The sequence below is a fragment of the Paenibacillus montanisoli genome (assembly GCF_003268025.1).
Taxonomy (GTDB): Bacteria; Bacillota; Bacilli; order Paenibacillales; family Paenibacillaceae; genus Paenibacillus_Z; species Paenibacillus_Z montanisoli.
In genome coordinates, this window is record NZ_QLUW01000002.1 from 1,212,645 (window position 1) to 1,226,869 (window position 14,225).

The window sequence follows — 14,225 nt, forward strand, 5'->3', positions numbered from 1 at the left end:
GTCAGTCCGACACCAGTCAGCACTATTTTACAACCTTTCCGCCTATTCCGCCAGTGTATAGTTAGTCCCAGAGGGTACAATCGCCAGTGAAAGAAGCCGCCCCGAGCAAGCAACGCTCGAAACGGCTTCGATCTATCCATTAGGTTATGGCATAGTAAAGGGGAACAAGAACCAAATAAGCAGCCGCCGCGATAAATCCGAGCGTAATGGACCAAACGCCAAGCCCTCGCGCACCCTGCCTGTAAGCGATGAAACCGACAACGATGGCCGTAGCACCCAGCACAACCGGCCAAACGATCCAAGACAGCACCGCTATAATGAGCGCCGCCCAGCCGGTCATCCGGCCTGCGGATTTCGTTTCGCGGACAGCCTCATTGGTGAGATGATTGCTCTCGCGCGTCGGATAGTACTTGATCGAATGGTTGGGGACGGCAATCTCGGCAGCCATTTCTTCGTTATACGCCTTCATGTCTGAATGATACAAAGGATTAGTCGATGAATCATCATGCGGGCTAAGCGAAAAATGTCTCTCCGAATCGCGTTCCATCAAGCTTCACTCCTTCGCTTTAAAGGTATGACAGCAAGTTGTTGCCCTGTTGGCTGCATGGTCTTGGTGACCGCCGCCAAATCCTTCTTCAGCAAATTCCGTGTCAAAATGCTTGTTCGCGTGACTGTCGATGTCGATTTCGATTTTCTTGGCATTGCACTGATTTCCTTCTTTCCAGAAGGTACAGTTCGAAACGCTGCAGCTTACGCCATTTGGCATAAATAAATCACCCCCGGTATCAAGTTGCCCGTACCGGGGGTGCGTTATGCCTTCCTTATTTTTGACCCTGCATACGGCGCTGGGTCATATAGTCGCTCTCATAATAAGACAAATCGTCGCGAAGCTCCTCGTACACCTTCGAAACGGTCAACACGATATCGCGCGCTGCACGTACCGGTTTCTTGCGGAAACGGATCGCATCTTGTCCAGTATAAGCGTAACGGCCATCCTCGGAATAGCATTCGTTCTTCGGATAGAAAAATGCGTTTACGCATTGATGGTAAGCCTCATAAAGACCGCGCTCCGCAAAATCAATATCGAAATTAGGCCGTCTCAGCGCTACTCCAAGCTTCTCGTACGCAACCTCGGAGAAAACAAGCATGTGACGGAGGTCAGCAAGCAAACCTTTATAGAAAAGCTCGGAATCGCTTCCTTGGTCTTCCTGCGTAAGCTGCGGAAGCGCGTATTGATTCAAAAACGTCTCCAAATGGCCGACTGCAAGTTTCAGTTTGTCTCTCGTTGATTCGCTAATCGCTTTTACGTTAGTCGAAGGCATTATTGGTAGATCCCCTTTCATCTTCGCAAACAATACTTAAATCACCAACATCGTACCACAAAATGCAAGCAGATGGTACTCCGGATTGCCGAAGGCAGCCGTATATTTTCGGCTTGCCCACGTTACTCTAAGACAAGCGGCCGCATTCGGCCTGCAGATTTTTTCGGGATAGCCATTCGAGGAGGTATTCACCATGACGAGGCGAAAGTGGATCGGCTGGTTCAGTGTACTGGCAGCCATCGCTTTGCTTATTCCGCTCACCCCTTGGTTCAGCTCGCCAAGTCCGGCTAACAGAGAGAAAAACGCCCCGGTGCGCACCATGTCCGTTCATCACGAACGCCAGCTAAAGCTTGCAACCGTCAAGCATGACATGGAAGCGACCGCCTTGCTATGTCAGTCCGAGTGCGCGAAAAATTTTCAGAAGCTGATGAAGCATGAAGCGGAAATTACGACGAATGAACATCATTTGTCCCATTTGATGAAGATGCATAAACAGATGATTTTTGTGTGGTGGCGTCATCAGGGACACTCGATTACGAAAGGCAGCATGCCTGATTCGGCGCGGCTTGCTGAACTTATTACAGAAGCGAAGCGGCAAGTGATTTCGGGCAAACCATATACCTCCTCTCCAATTCAGCTTGACGGCCACCGGTACATGGTCATCGGCGAGCCTGACAGGGAGCATAAGGGAGACGGGATCGCCGGACTTCTGCTGCAGGATATCGTGACCAAAATTGAAGGGCATCAGAAGCGGAATCTAAGACTCGTCCCTTATCCGGCAGAGGGCAAATACAAGATCGAATCGGTGAAGCCGAATTCTACCAAAGACATTACGGTCAGAACAGGCGAGGACAACGGCAATGCCAGCCATTACCATATGAATGAGGTTGTCGTGAAATTCCGTCAGCAGCCGAACGCGGACCAATTAGCGCAAATTAAGCGGGACATTACCGCCCTTTCCATGAAAAAATTAGGTTATACGTACGTTTTCCGTTCCAGAGCGATGGATGCGGAAGCGATGATGCGTTATTTCATAACGAGCTGGAATGTGGTGTATGCCGAGCCTCATTATTTATATATGACGAATGCGGAGCCGGATATTATTCCGAATGATGCTCTTTATTCGCAATATCAATGGAATTTGCCCATTATCGAGACCGAGAAGGGCTGGAGCGTTTCCAAAGGAAACAACGGCGTGCTGATTGCCGTGCTCGATACCGGCGTACAGCTCGATCATCCAGACTTGAAAGGCAAGCTTGCGGAGGGGACCAATCTGGTCATTTCCGATACTCCGCCAGAGGATGACGTCGGCCATGGCACGCATGTCTCCGGCATAATTGCAGCAGCCGTTAACAATGGAGAAGGCGTCGCGGGCATGACATGGTACAACAAGGTGCTGCCGGTCAAAGTGCTCGATAGCAGCGGCGCAGGTTCTACGTATACGGTAGCCGAAGGCGTCATCTGGGCGACCGATCACGGCGCCAAGGTCATTAATATGAGCCTCGGCAATTACGCGGAGGCGCAATTCCTGCATGACGCGGTCAAATACGCGTACGACCATGATGTCGTGCTCATTGCCGCAAGCGGAAATGACAATACGGAACGGCCCGGCTATCCGGCGGCCTATCCGGAAGTGTTCGCCGTCGGTTCGACGAACTCCGATGGCACTCGCTCGACGTTCTCTAATTACGGCGATTATATCGACGTCGCGGCCCCCGGCTTCAGCATCGCGAGCACCTATCCGGGAAGCCAGTATGCCGCACTCTCCGGCACGTCAATGGCCAGCCCGCATGTCGCAGCGCTGGCAGGCTTGATCCGGTCGATCAATCCGGAGCTGACCAACGTCGAAGTCATGGATATCATGCGCAATTCGTCCAAAGATCTAGGCGATAAAGGAAAAGACAAATATTTCGGCTACGGCCAAATCGACGTTGTCCGCGCGCTTCAGGCGGCACAGCAATCGAAGGTGTCGCTGCAGCAGTTTCCGCAGCAGGTTGAACGCCGCTTGGCCCAAATCGCCAGCAAATATCAGAGCTAGATGAAATCAATATCCTAGCAAACGAAATAACCCGCAAGGCATAAGCCTTGCGGGTTATTTGAGCATTATGGAAAGCTTGCCGTAAGCCGGGTTCTGTGCTTCTTGTGGTATGACGGGAACTACCCTCCCACGTATGAAGCGACAATCATCTATCTAGGCCGGTCATTGCTAACCGGCTCAAGCGACCAACCCGAACGCGCCCCGGGCAGAGGTGCAGCTCGAAGCTGCTGCGTTCTCTCGGTCTTGCTCCAGATGGGGTTTACCAGCCCCATTGTCACCAATGGCGCTCGTGGTCTCTTACACCACGGTTCCACCCTTACCTGTGCCGGCTTATGCAGCCGGCCATCGGCGGTCCATTTCTGTGGCACTATCCTTCGGCTCGCGCCGACTGGACGTTATCCAGCATCTTTGCCCTACGGAGCCCGGACTTTCCTCTCGCGGCAACAAGGCCGCCAGCGATTGTCTGTCAAACTTTCCGTGTACAACACAGTATACTAACTTCCTAACGAAAGCTCAAGAGCTGAATCTTTTCCTCTACAGGAAATGAAACGGCTCTGTCTCCACTTGGGAGGAAATAGCCTCGGTCGCGTATTTACGCTGCTGAAGCTCACGGCGAAGCCAATCGGCGACGCGAGGCTTCATCAGCTTCTCGATGTTATGGCCGGGATCGATAATCGAGAGCCCCGCCATTGCGGCGTCATGCGCGGTATGGTAATCGATGTCGCCCGTCACCAGCACGTCTGCGCCGGCGAAAATCGCACGGCTGACGTAGCGCGAGCCCGAGCCGCCGAGTACCGCTACCTTGCGCACATCGCGGTCAAGGTCGCCGACAACGCGCAGCGCAGGAACCTCGAACGCTTCCTTGGCCTTTTCCGCCAGCTCACGCAGCTTCATCGATGCAGGCAGCTTTCCTACGCGACCTAACCCAAATACTCGTCCCTTGAGGTCAACCGGGTACAAGTCATAGGCAACTTCTTCATACGGATGCGCCTTCAGCATCGCTTGGACCACTTTCCGATGCACGCTGGAAGGCACGATCGTTTCAATCCGGATCTCCTGCACCCGCTCAAGCTTGCCCTGCTCGCCGATAAACGGCTGTGCGCTGTTGCCCGGCAGGAAGGTGCCAATCCCTTCGATGTTAAAACTGCATTGGCTGTAGCCGCCGATATCGCCCGCGCCCGCGTTCCACAGCGCCTGCAGCACCTGCTCGTGATGGCTCTTCGGAACGAACACGACAAGCTTGTATAGCTTATCGGTATGCACGTCCTCAAGCGAAGAGCGGCCTTCCGCCGGCAGCCCCAGCATGTCGGCCATCCAATCGTTGATGCCGCCATCGGCGACATCCAGGTTCGTGTGCGCGATATAGACGGCGATATCGTTCTTGATCAGCTTCTCATACAGCTTGCCGGCCGGCGTGGACGTGTCCAGCTTCGCCAGCGGCCTATAAATAATCGCATGATGGGCGATGATCAGCTCCGCCCCGAGCGCGATAGCCTCATCTACGACTTCGTCCGTCACGTCCAGCGCGACAAGCGCTTTGCTGATAACCTTTTGCAGCGTGCCGAGCTGAAGCCCGATTTTGTCGTTCTCCATCGCAATATGCTTCGGAGCCAGCTGCTCTATAAGCTGGATGACGGTTTGGCCGTTGGCAAACATGACAGCACCTCCTCGATTCCCTTCATCTCGCTCCGCAGCTGCGCTTCTTTCCCGCGCGACTCCGCCGTGTCCGATTGGCCAACCTGCTTGCAAATCCACTCAAGCTTGGTCCGCTCAAGCCGCCATTTGCTGTGCAGCACCTCGGTAGGCCGGCGCAGCAAATACGGTCCCATGCGATATAGCCATTCTAGTTTCGCTTCCTCATCCATCGAAGGGACCGCCGCTAATATCGCAGGATTATAAACGTCCTCATTGGTAACGGCAGCCGGACTATGCTGCTTATGCAGCGCATGCAGCACCTCGTAGATGCGGCCGTCCTCTTCAAGAATCTCTTCCGTTTGGAGCACATAACCATGCTTAACCAGCCATTTGCGCACGATTTCTTCGCCTACGTTCGGCTGCAGCACCAGCTCTCGTACCCCTTCAAGCTTGCCGGCGATCCTGCCCGCCTCGAGAATATCCGCCATCAGACTGCCGCCCATGCCGGCGACCGTAACCGTATCGGCCTCGCCTGGCACTAACACTTCCAGTCCGTCTCCCTGACGGACCTCGATCCTCTTCGTAAGCCCTGCCTCGGCTACTTGGCGCTTCGCCGCCTTAAAAGGTCCCGTATTCAATTCTCCCGCAATCGCAGCCGGGCATTTGCCGCTCTGCAGCAAATAGACCGGCAGCAGCGCATGATCCGAACCGATGTCCGCAACCCGTGCTCCCTCCGATACGAAATCGGCAATTTGCTGCAATCTTTTTGACAACTTTATCATCTTAAGCAACCCACGCAATCCATTGTTTTCGAAGCGAGAACAGCAATGTGCCTCCCGCAATAATTTTGACCATTAGCTGCAATTGCATGCCAATCTGATCTTCCGCAAATATAACCGTATACAGCTCGGGCATAAACCAAGCCAATGCGCCGGCAACGAACAGAATCGATGCCACCGGCCGCGTCCAGCGATGGAAAAACCAGCTGCACCAGCCGAATACGAACGATGCCGGCAGCCAGTAGAGCTGAATTTCGAACCACTTCGGCGATTCCGTATTGTTGGCCAGCAGCCAGGCATAAACGAGGAAGGAAGCCATCCAGCCGCACAGATGAAGCAGCGGTATCCGAGCGCCGATACCGAAGGCGATCCAGAACAGCGAGCAAAAGGCAAGCAGGCCGGCCTTCCAGCCCCATGCGTCCATTTCGTGAAGCTGAAGCAAATATAAACCGGCCCCTACCATGAGCAGCATGCCGGCACCGATCAATCCGATCCCGACGGATTCGTTCTTCACCCGGTAACGATGGCCGATCAGAAGCAGCGTAAAGACGCCGGTTATCGACACAGCAATTTGCAATAGCGGATGAAATTCGCTAAAATAAAGAAAAACAAAGCAGATCAAGGAAAAAATTCCAAAAACAAGGAGCCATTGCTTGAGCGAAGCTCCTTTTACCATAACTGCCGCCCGACCCGTAAAGGTAACCGGCGTACGAGTTTCTCCTTCTTCCATATACAAATTGAGCAGAAAATCACAATATTGTTCAGGAAGCAGTTTGCTGCGCTGCCAATGCTCGATTTCTCTTACGATGGTCTTGCGGCGCTCTTGATCCATAAGGGTTCTGTTATTCCTCTCACACGGCGTTCGTTTGACGGAAGGAAAAAAGACCTTGCTGCTTTACGCAGAAAGGTCCCGGTTGTTATTCAAGAAAATCTTTCAGCCGCTTGCTTCTCGACGGATGGCGAAGCTTGCGAAGCGCTTTGGCTTCGATTTGGCGAATCCGTTCGCGAGTGACGCCGAACACCTTGCCGACTTCCTCCAGCGTACGCGTACGGCCGTCATCGAGACCGAAACGCAGCCTCAGCACGTTCTCCTCACGCTCGGTGAGCGTATCCAGCACGTCTTCCAGCTGTTCCTTCAGCAGCTCGTATGCGGCAGCATCTGCCGGCGCGAGCGCCTCCTGATCCTCGATAAAGTCGCCCAAGTGCGAATCGTCTTCTTCCCCGATCGGTGTCTCCAGCGATACCGGCTCCTGTGCGATCTTCATGATCTCGCGCACTTTCTCGGTGCTTAGATCCATCTCAGCCGCAATCTCTTCCGGGCTCGGCTCGCGGCCCAGCTCCTGCAGCAGCTGACGGGAAACCCGAACAAGTTTATTGATCGTTTCCACCATATGAACCGGAATCCGGATCGTACGGGCTTGGTCCGCAATCGCGCGCGTAATCGCTTGTCTGATCCACCAAGTCGCATACGTACTGAACTTGTAGCCCTTCGTATGGTCGAACTTTTCAACCGCCTTGATAAGACCCATGTTGCCTTCTTGAATGAGATCCAGAAACAGCATGCCGCGCCCAACATAACGTTTAGCGATACTGACCACGAGCCTGAGGTTCGCTTCCGCAAGCCTGCGCTTCGCTTCTTCGTCCCCGTTCTCGATCCGCTTAGCAAGCTCAACCTCGTCGTCCGCCGACAACAAAGGCACCCGTCCGATTTCTTTTAAATACATGCGAACCGGATCGTTGATTTTGATGCCGGGCGGGAGCGCCAGATCATCATCGAAATTGAAGTCGTCAGTTTCGCGCTCCTGATCATCCCGATTGCTCATCGGATGATCATCGTCGTTTTCATTCACCACTTCAATGCCGATATCATCGAGCTGCTCGAAAAACTCATCGATTTGCTCCGGATCCTGATCGAATGGGGAAAGCTTCTCCATAATCTCTTTGTACGTTAAGGAGGATCTTTTCTTTCCGTGCTCAATCAGCTGTTCTTTGACGAGTTCCAGCTTCTGTTCAGTATCCAATTCAGTATGTTGATCATTCGCCATAATCCGACTCCCTCCTCCCTAGAAACGATCATCCTGCCGACCTTTAAGCTGTCTCTCTAGGGCATTCATTTCAATTGCAATTTGTGCCGCTTTCAACATGTCCCCGGAACGTTCCGCACGTACCATAGCTTCCTTCTTCAGCTCGATTTCACGAAACTTTGGCACCTTCAAGATTTCATTCACGTAATCGGCGAGCAGATGCTCGTCGAACGGAATGTCATCATCCGTCATGAGAATCGAAGCGGCTGTCCGTTCAAGGCGGTCATCCTGGAGCGATGCGATGAACCGACTGACATCCGGATCATGTCCTTGCGCATAGTAAGCATATAAGTAAGCAGCAAGCGCTGCGTGATCCTCTACATTGAAAGCTTCTCCAAGCTTCTGATGCACCGTGCTCGCTATATCCGCGTCCTGAAGCATCCATGCAAGCAGCTTGCGTTCAGCGACCTGATAAGCGGGCAAAATAGGCGGTGCAGAGGACGTACGACGGTTCTCGCGGTTCTCGCGGTTTTCATTCCTACCATTATTCCACGAATTGTCGTTATTATCCCTTTGCGGTTTCATTTTTTGCAGCTGCTGCCGCCGTTCAAAGCAGTCCTGCTTCAAAGAATCCAGAGACATATCGAACTCACGGGACAGCTCCTTTAAATAAAACTCCCGCTCTGTAGGAGAATCAAGTACGGCAACGATGCCAACAGCTTCGAGCAGGTAGTTTTTCTGTCCCTCTTCTTCTAGGAGTATATGGTTTTTTTTAGCCGTTAGTAGTTTAAATTTCGTTGATGATACCGGATGTTCGATCGTTTCGCGCATGAAAGCTTCCGCGCCATTCTTCTCGATGTACTCGTCCGGATCCATCCCTTTCGGCAGCATCGCAACCTGAACACGCAATCCTGCCCGCTCCAGAATAGGAATCGTCTTCAGCGCCGCAGCTTGTCCGGCATTGTCTCCGTCGTAACAGATCACGGCTTCGTCGACATTGCGCTGCAAGATAGCGGCATGCTCGTCCGTCAGCGCCGTTCCCATGGATGCAACGCCGTTATGCACGCCGGCGCTCCACGCTTTAATCACATCCATATAGCCTTCGAACAGTACGATACGGCGGCTCTTGCGCATTGCCGTTCGGGCATGATGAAAGTTATACAGGTTGCGGCTCTTGTTGAACAGCATCGTCTCGGGTGAGTTCAAATACTTGGGCTGTCCTTCTCCAAGCATCCTGCCTGCCAACGCAATGACCTTGCCGTCGCGGTTCCAGATCGGAAACATGATCCGGTCGCGAAACCGATCGATGTAGCCGCTCTTGTCCTGCTTGGCAATCAGCAGTCCGCCTTTCTCCATCAGCGCGCTGTCAAACTCGCGCTTCTCGAGGAAACGCGAGAGCGTGTCCCATTCCGGAGGCGCATAACCGATCATGAAGTGATCGATCTGCTTGTCCGTCACGCCGCGCTTGCGTAAATACTGAAGGGCTGCCTGGCCATGCGTCGTATTCATAAGCAAATAATGATACAGCTTGACGGCCAGCTCATGCGCCTTGATCAGAGTATCGCGATCGCCCCCGTCAGCGGAGTTGTTTCGTGCCTGCACCCCTGACCAGGTGATCGGGATGCCCGCTTCCTCCGCCATCGCGCGGACGGCTTCCGGAAACGAGTATTCTTCGATCTCCTCGATAAACTTGATGGCATTGCCGCCTTTGCCGCACCCGTAGCAATAAAAAATTCCCTTCTCCGGAGTAACGGTAAACGACGGGGATTTCTCCGAGTGAAAGGGACAAAGCCCCTTCATGTATTTCCCGTGCTTCGAGAGGTGAACGTACTTACCTACCGTCTCGACAATGTCGTGATGCCTGAGCACCGCTTCAATGACGGAGTCCGGTATTTTCTCGTATGCCATAGACCTTCACCTTCATCCCAAATAACAAGTAATACTATTCGCTACGCCTAAGCATTCTCCTGCCGAGTTTGCAAAACTTTTGTCAGCTTTTGCTGAAAACGCTCGCGGTCCTCGCCCGACATGGCTTTAGGTCCCTTGGTCCGCCCGCCGCCCCTGCGTTTCTTAGCCAGTTCATGCCTGCGTTCCATTAAATAATCGATGTTGCTGTCATCATATTGCTGGCCTCGCGGCGACAGTGCGATCGCGCCTTTGGACAGCACAATCGTTGCAAGCCCGAAATCCTGCGTAACGACAATGTCGCCGCGCAGGACGTGGTTTGCAATGTATAAGTCGACGGACTGATCGCTTCGGTCCACCTGCATAATCGAAACTCCCGGCTCCTCTTGAAGCCGGTGATCGTGCGACGCGACCATCAGCACCGGAACGGCGAAATTCCGAGCCACTTCGACAATCTCCGATTTAACCGGACACGCATCAGCATCTACGACAATCGTTGGTTTTTCCGACATTGCTTGCATCACCGCATCTTCTTGTAGCTACCGTACTATTATATACGGCAAATAACCAAAAAATCCTGCACCCGTCCGGGCATCAATTGGATTCGATGTATTCCAGGATCAAGCTAGCGGTTTCTTCGACTGCCCGGTGGGAAACGTCGATCACCAAACAGCCGATTTGGTCGGTGATTTGGGCCGCGTATTTCAGTTCCCGCTCGATTCTCGACGTAGTCGCATAGGCGGCGCTGTCAGGCAAGCCTAACGCTTTCAGCCGTTCCTTGCGGATCCCGTTCAAGTAGTCGATATCGATCGTAAGACCGACAACCTTTTCCTTCGGAATTTGGAAGAGCTCTGCGGGCGGGTCAAGCTCCGGCATGAGCGGAACGTTCGCAACCTTGTACTGCTTATGGGCCAGATACATGGAAAGCGGCGTCTTCGACGTGCGGGATACGCCGACCAGCACGATATCCGCCTTCAGAATCCCTGTCGTGTCGCGCATGTCGTCGTACTTGACGGCGAACTCGACGGCTTCCACCTTGCGAAAATAATTCTCGTCAAGCACATGGTTAAGGCCCGGCTCTTGGCGTGATTTACGGCCCGTCTTTTCCTCCAGGTTCGCAATAAGCGAACCCAAAAGGTCTATCGCCGTCACTTGATGCGTGTCCGCAAATTCGACCATCCGTTCGCGGAGCCCGGGAATAACAAGCGTATACAGCACGATTGCTCCTTGTTCCTTGGCCAGCAGCACAAACCGTTCGAGCGAAGCTTCATCGTGAACGAACGGCGCTCTGCGGATGTCCGCATGAATGGGATGAAACTGGGCTACGGCAGCCCTGACGACGAGCTCGCCGGTATCTCCGGCGGAATCGGAAACGACGTAAATGATCACTTCAGGCTGCGTATCTGTAGCCATTTTCATTCCCTCCTAAAGCTGCGCTAGCTGCGCAGAACGCTTAACTACCATACCAGCTTCGAAAAATCCGCCACTTTCGTTACGCTGCCCGCGATAGCGGCAAGCGTCGCGAGCCGGTTGGCGCGCAGCGCCTCGTTGTCGGCCATAACCATGACCTTGTCGAAGTAGGCGTTGATCGGCGCCTTCAAGCCAGCCAGTTTGACGATCGCCTCCGCCGTACGGCCTTCTTCCACAAGATTCGCGATATCGGCCTGCGCCTCGGACCATGCGCGGTAAAGCGCGCCTTCCGCCTCGTCCGCGAACAAAGCTTCGCTTACTTCTTTCGACGCCGCTTTCGCCGCAAGGTTGCATACGCGATTCAACGCGTCGACAACGGTCTTGAATTCTTCGCGCCGCTCGCCGGCAGCGGCAGCCATCACCGCAGCGGCACGGTCAACCGTTTGGCGCAGATCATCGTAACCGACTGCCATAACCGCATCGACGGCATCGTAACGGACGCTCTGCTCGGTCAGCACGTTCTTCACGCGCAGCGAGAAAAATTCATACAGGTCTTTACGGATGTCCGCTGCATCCCGTTTCAACGTACGCGCAGCATGCACCTCAAGCGCAAGATCAAACAGCGTGCTGAGCGGCAGCTTCAAGCCATGCGCGAGCACGATCTGGACGATGCCGGCCGCTTGACGGCGCAGCGCGTACGGGTCCTGCGAGCCTGTAGGCAGAATGCCGATCGAGAAGCAGCCGACGATCGTATCGATTTTGTCCGCAAGGCTGACAAGCGCGCCGACCAAGGATGCAGGCGCACGGTCGCCGGCAAAGCGAGGCTGATAGTGCTCGTTGATCGCTTTGGCGACGGCTTCGCTCTCTCCCGCTTTGCGCGCGTAGTCTTCGCCCATGATGCCTTGCAATTCAGGGAATTCATAAACCATTTGCGTAACCAAATCGAATTTGCAAATCGCCGCAGTACGGGCTGCGTCCGTCGCCGTTTGCGCATCCGTGCTGAGCGCCTCGGACAGTTTCTCCGTCGTCGCCACGATGCGGCGCACTTTATCGGCTACCGTGCCAAGCTCTTCGTGATAGACGATCGCCTCCAGCTTTGCCAGCGCGTCCGCAATCGCGAGCTTCTGATCCTCCGCATAGAAAAACTTCGCATCCGATAGACGCGCACGAAGTACCTTTTCGTTGCCTTTGGCAACCGACTCGATCGATGTACGGTCGCCGTTGCGCACCGTTACGAAGAACGGAAGCAGCTTGCCGTTCTCATCTAATACCGGGAAGTACCGCTGATGCTCTCTCATCGACGTAATCAGCACTTCCTGCGGGATGTTCAGGAACGACGGGTCGAACGTGCCGAACAGCGCGTTCGGATATTCAACGAGGAACACGACTTCCTCGAGCAAGTCTTCTTTAATGGCGATTTGCCAGCCCTTCTCGGCGGCGAGCGCGTTGATTTGAGACACAATCAGCGCTTCGCGTTCAGCGGTATCCACGATTACCTGCTGCTCTCTCAGACGCTCCACGTACTGCGAAGGCTCGGCAATCACCGTATCGCTGCCAAGGAAACGATGGCCGCGCGATTGCTTTCCGCTCTGAACAGCCGTGATCTCAAGCGGCACGACGTCTTCGCCGAACAGCGCCACAAGCCAGCGGATCGGACGGACGAAACGCAGGTCATAGCCGCCCCAACGCATGTTTTTCGGGAAGGACATCGACGTAATGATCGAGGTCAAGCCTTCCGGAAGCACATCGCTCGTAACCGTACCGATGCTGCTTTTGTTGGCGTAAACGTACTCGACGCCGCCAAGCTCTTTAAAGAAGAAATCTTCCGGCGCAACGCCTTGGCTGCGCGCGAAGCCGAGCGCCGCTTTGCTCCATTCGCCCTGCTCGTTCAAGGCGATTTTGCGGGAAGGGCCTTTCACTTCTTCGTTCACATCCGCTTGCTTCTCCTCGACGTCGCGAACGAGAACCGCAATACGGCGAGGCGTGGCGTAAGCTTCGACCGAACCATGTCCGATTCTCGCAGCCTCCAGCCATTTGGCCGTCTTTTCTTTCAGTTGATTCATAGCGCCGCGGACGAAACGGGCCGGCACCTCTTCAAGTCCGATTTCAAGCAGAAGGTCTTTAGCCATTATCGTTCACTCCTTTCTTCAGCATCGGGAATCCGAGTCTTTCGCGCTCTTCCAAATAGGTCGCCGCGCATGCGCGGGCAAGATTACGGACGCGCATAATGTAGCCCGTACGCTCCGTCACGCTGATCGCGCCGCGCGCGTCGAGCAGGTTGAACGTATGCGAGCATTTCAAGACGTAATCGTAAGCCGGGAAGACAAGCTTATGCTCCATGGTCTTCTTCGCTTCTTCTTCATACATGTTGAACAGCGAGAACAACATCGCCGTATCGGACGTTTCAAACGTATATTTCGAATGCTCGAATTCCGGCTGCAGGAACACGTCGCCGTATGTGACGCCGTCCACCCACTCCAGGTCGAACACGTTTTCTTTCTCTTGAATGTACGAAGCAAGGCGTTCCATGCCGTACGTAATCTCAACGGCAACCGGATTGGCGTCAATGCCGCCGACCTGTTGGAAATAAGTAAATTGGGTAATTTCCATGCCGTTCAGCCACACTTCCCAGCCAAGCCCCCATGCGCCAAGCGTCGGGGATTCCCAGTTATCTTCGACGAAGCGGATATCGTGGTGAAGCGGATCGATGCCAAGACGCTTCAAGCTCTCCAGATACAGCTCTTGAATGTTGTCCGGAGATGGCTTCAAAATAACCTGGAATTGGTGATGCTGGTACAGCCGGTTCGGATTCTCGCCGTAACGGCCGTCCGCCGGACGTCTGGACGGTTCCACGTAGGCGACATTCCATGGTTCGGGACCGATCGAACGAAGGAAGGTCATCGGGTTCATCGTACCGGCACCTTTCTCGGTGTCGTACGGCTGAACGAGAATGCAATTTTGCTCCGCCCAGAACTGCTGCAGCGTCAAAATCATGTTTTGAAAGTTCATGTCATTCATCTCCTATCGAATTATTGGCTTAACGTGCGTCTGACCGAAACGATGTAAAGGCATATAAAAAAAGCTCCCGCCTCTACGTCTGATGTCAGACGTA

General features: G+C 53.9%; 13 protein-coding genes and 1 other RNA gene. 1 reads left to right on the top strand and 13 read right to left on the bottom strand.

The features are described 5' to 3' along the window. Positions 1-139: 139 nt before the first annotated feature. Genes DL346_RS15150 through DL346_RS15160 form a run of 3 tightly spaced genes read right to left on the bottom strand, consistent with a single transcriptional unit; the run spans position 140 to position 1,322 of the window. Entirely contained in the window at positions 140-547 is a 408-nt protein-coding gene (locus tag DL346_RS15150; RefSeq protein WP_112882901.1) for a DUF4190 domain-containing protein, read from the bottom strand. Positions 548-553: 6 nt separating this feature from the next. Beyond that, positions 554-766 carry a DUF1540 domain-containing protein gene (locus tag DL346_RS15155; protein ID WP_112882902.1) on the bottom strand — a complete coding sequence of 71 codons (213 nt, stop codon included), beginning with the start codon at positions 764-766 and terminating at the stop codon, positions 554-556. A 55-nt stretch (positions 767-821) separates the two neighbouring features. Continuing rightward, positions 822-1,322 carry a YpuI family protein gene (locus DL346_RS15160; RefSeq protein ID WP_112882903.1) on the bottom strand — a complete coding sequence of 167 codons (501 nt, stop codon included), beginning with the start codon at positions 1,320-1,322 and terminating at the stop codon, positions 822-824. A gap of 193 nt (positions 1,323-1,515) precedes the next feature. Here DL346_RS15160 and DL346_RS15165 point away from each other — a divergent pair, with 193 nt between their 5' ends. Further along, positions 1,516-3,360, top strand: coding sequence for a S8 family peptidase (locus DL346_RS15165; protein WP_112882904.1), 1,845 nt, complete (start codon positions 1,516-1,518; stop codon positions 3,358-3,360). Positions 3,361-3,427: 67 nt separating this feature from the next. On the opposite strand, the gene rnpB is transcribed toward DL346_RS15165, so the two are convergent. From rnpB to glyQ, 10 genes are all read right to left on the bottom strand, one after another. Next, an RNA gene (gene rnpB / locus DL346_RS15170) (RNase P RNA component class A) lies at positions 3,428-3,835 on the bottom strand. Between the two features lie 59 nt (positions 3,836-3,894). Next, entirely contained in the window at positions 3,895-5,016 is a 1,122-nt protein-coding gene (locus DL346_RS15175) for a Nif3-like dinuclear metal center hexameric protein (protein ID WP_112882905.1), read from the bottom strand. Further along, positions 4,980-5,777 (bottom strand): tRNA (adenine(22)-N(1))-methyltransferase, encoded by a 798-nt coding sequence (locus tag DL346_RS15180; RefSeq protein WP_112883151.1) that lies wholly within the window; start codon positions 5,775-5,777, stop codon positions 4,980-4,982. The genes DL346_RS15175 and DL346_RS15180 overlap by 37 nt, the downstream gene beginning before the upstream one ends. A 1-nt stretch (position 5,778) precedes the next feature. Further along, entirely contained in the window at positions 5,779-6,606 is an 828-nt protein-coding gene (locus DL346_RS15185) for a hypothetical protein (RefSeq protein ID WP_112882906.1), read from the bottom strand. A gap of 85 nt (positions 6,607-6,691) precedes the next feature. Then, entirely contained in the window at positions 6,692-7,819 is a 1,128-nt protein-coding gene (rpoD, locus tag DL346_RS15190) for an RNA polymerase sigma factor RpoD (protein ID WP_112882907.1), read from the bottom strand. Between the two features lie 18 nt (positions 7,820-7,837). Continuing rightward, positions 7,838-9,706 carry a DNA primase gene (gene dnaG, locus DL346_RS15195; RefSeq protein WP_112882908.1) on the bottom strand — a complete coding sequence of 623 codons (1,869 nt, stop codon included), beginning with the start codon at positions 9,704-9,706 and terminating at the stop codon, positions 7,838-7,840. Positions 9,707-9,753: 47 nt separating this feature from the next. Continuing rightward, on the bottom strand, positions 9,754-10,215 hold the full coding sequence (locus DL346_RS15200; protein ID WP_112883152.1) for a YaiI/YqxD family protein: 462 nt from the start codon (positions 10,213-10,215) through the stop codon (positions 9,754-9,756). Positions 10,216-10,297: 82 nt separating this feature from the next. Next, a complete protein-coding gene (locus DL346_RS15205) occupies positions 10,298-11,116 on the bottom strand; it encodes a pyruvate, water dikinase regulatory protein (RefSeq protein ID WP_112882909.1) in 819 nt (272 codons plus the stop codon). A 44-nt stretch (positions 11,117-11,160) separates the two neighbouring features. Next, a complete protein-coding gene (glyS, locus tag DL346_RS15210) occupies positions 11,161-13,242 on the bottom strand; it encodes a glycine--tRNA ligase subunit beta (protein WP_112882910.1) in 2,082 nt (693 codons plus the stop codon). Next, on the bottom strand, positions 13,235-14,122 hold the full coding sequence (gene glyQ, locus DL346_RS15215) for a glycine--tRNA ligase subunit alpha (RefSeq protein ID WP_112882911.1): 888 nt from the start codon (positions 14,120-14,122) through the stop codon (positions 13,235-13,237). Before glyQ ends, glyS begins: the two co-directional genes overlap by 8 nt. Positions 14,123-14,225: the final 103 nt, after the last annotated feature.

Excerpts from the sequence above, each read along its gene's own strand:
- DL346_RS15185 (WP_112882906.1), bottom strand. The coding sequence starts at position 6,606 with ATGGATCAAGAGCGCCGCAAGACCATCGTAAGAGAAATCGAGCATTGG.
- glyS (WP_112882910.1), bottom strand. The coding sequence starts at position 13,242 with ATGGCTAAAGACCTTCTGCTTGAAATCGGACTTGAAGAGGTGCCGGCC.
- dnaG (WP_112882908.1), bottom strand. The coding sequence starts at position 9,706 with ATGGCATACGAGAAAATACCGGACTCCGTCATTGAAGCGGTGCTCAGG.
- DL346_RS15155 (WP_112882902.1), bottom strand. The coding sequence starts at position 766 with ATGCCAAATGGCGTAAGCTGCAGCGTTTCGAACTGTACCTTCTGGAAA.
- glyQ (WP_112882911.1), bottom strand. The coding sequence starts at position 14,122 with ATGAACTTTCAAAACATGATTTTGACGCTGCAGCAGTTCTGGGCGGAG.
- DL346_RS15165 (WP_112882904.1), top strand. The coding sequence starts at position 1,516 with ATGACGAGGCGAAAGTGGATCGGCTGGTTCAGTGTACTGGCAGCCATC.
- DL346_RS15175 (WP_112882905.1), bottom strand. The coding sequence starts at position 5,016 with ATGTTTGCCAACGGCCAAACCGTCATCCAGCTTATAGAGCAGCTGGCT.
- DL346_RS15200 (WP_112883152.1), bottom strand. The coding sequence starts at position 10,215 with ATGTCGGAAAAACCAACGATTGTCGTAGATGCTGATGCGTGTCCGGTT.
- rpoD (WP_112882907.1), bottom strand. The coding sequence starts at position 7,819 with ATGGCGAATGATCAACATACTGAATTGGATACTGAACAGAAGCTGGAA.
- DL346_RS15150 (WP_112882901.1), bottom strand. The coding sequence starts at position 547 with ATGGAACGCGATTCGGAGAGACATTTTTCGCTTAGCCCGCATGATGAT.
- DL346_RS15160 (WP_112882903.1), bottom strand. The coding sequence starts at position 1,322 with ATGCCTTCGACTAACGTAAAAGCGATTAGCGAATCAACGAGAGACAAA.
- DL346_RS15180 (WP_112883151.1), bottom strand. The coding sequence starts at position 5,777 with ATGATAAAGTTGTCAAAAAGATTGCAGCAAATTGCCGATTTCGTATCG.
- DL346_RS15205 (WP_112882909.1), bottom strand. The coding sequence starts at position 11,116 with ATGGCTACAGATACGCAGCCTGAAGTGATCATTTACGTCGTTTCCGAT.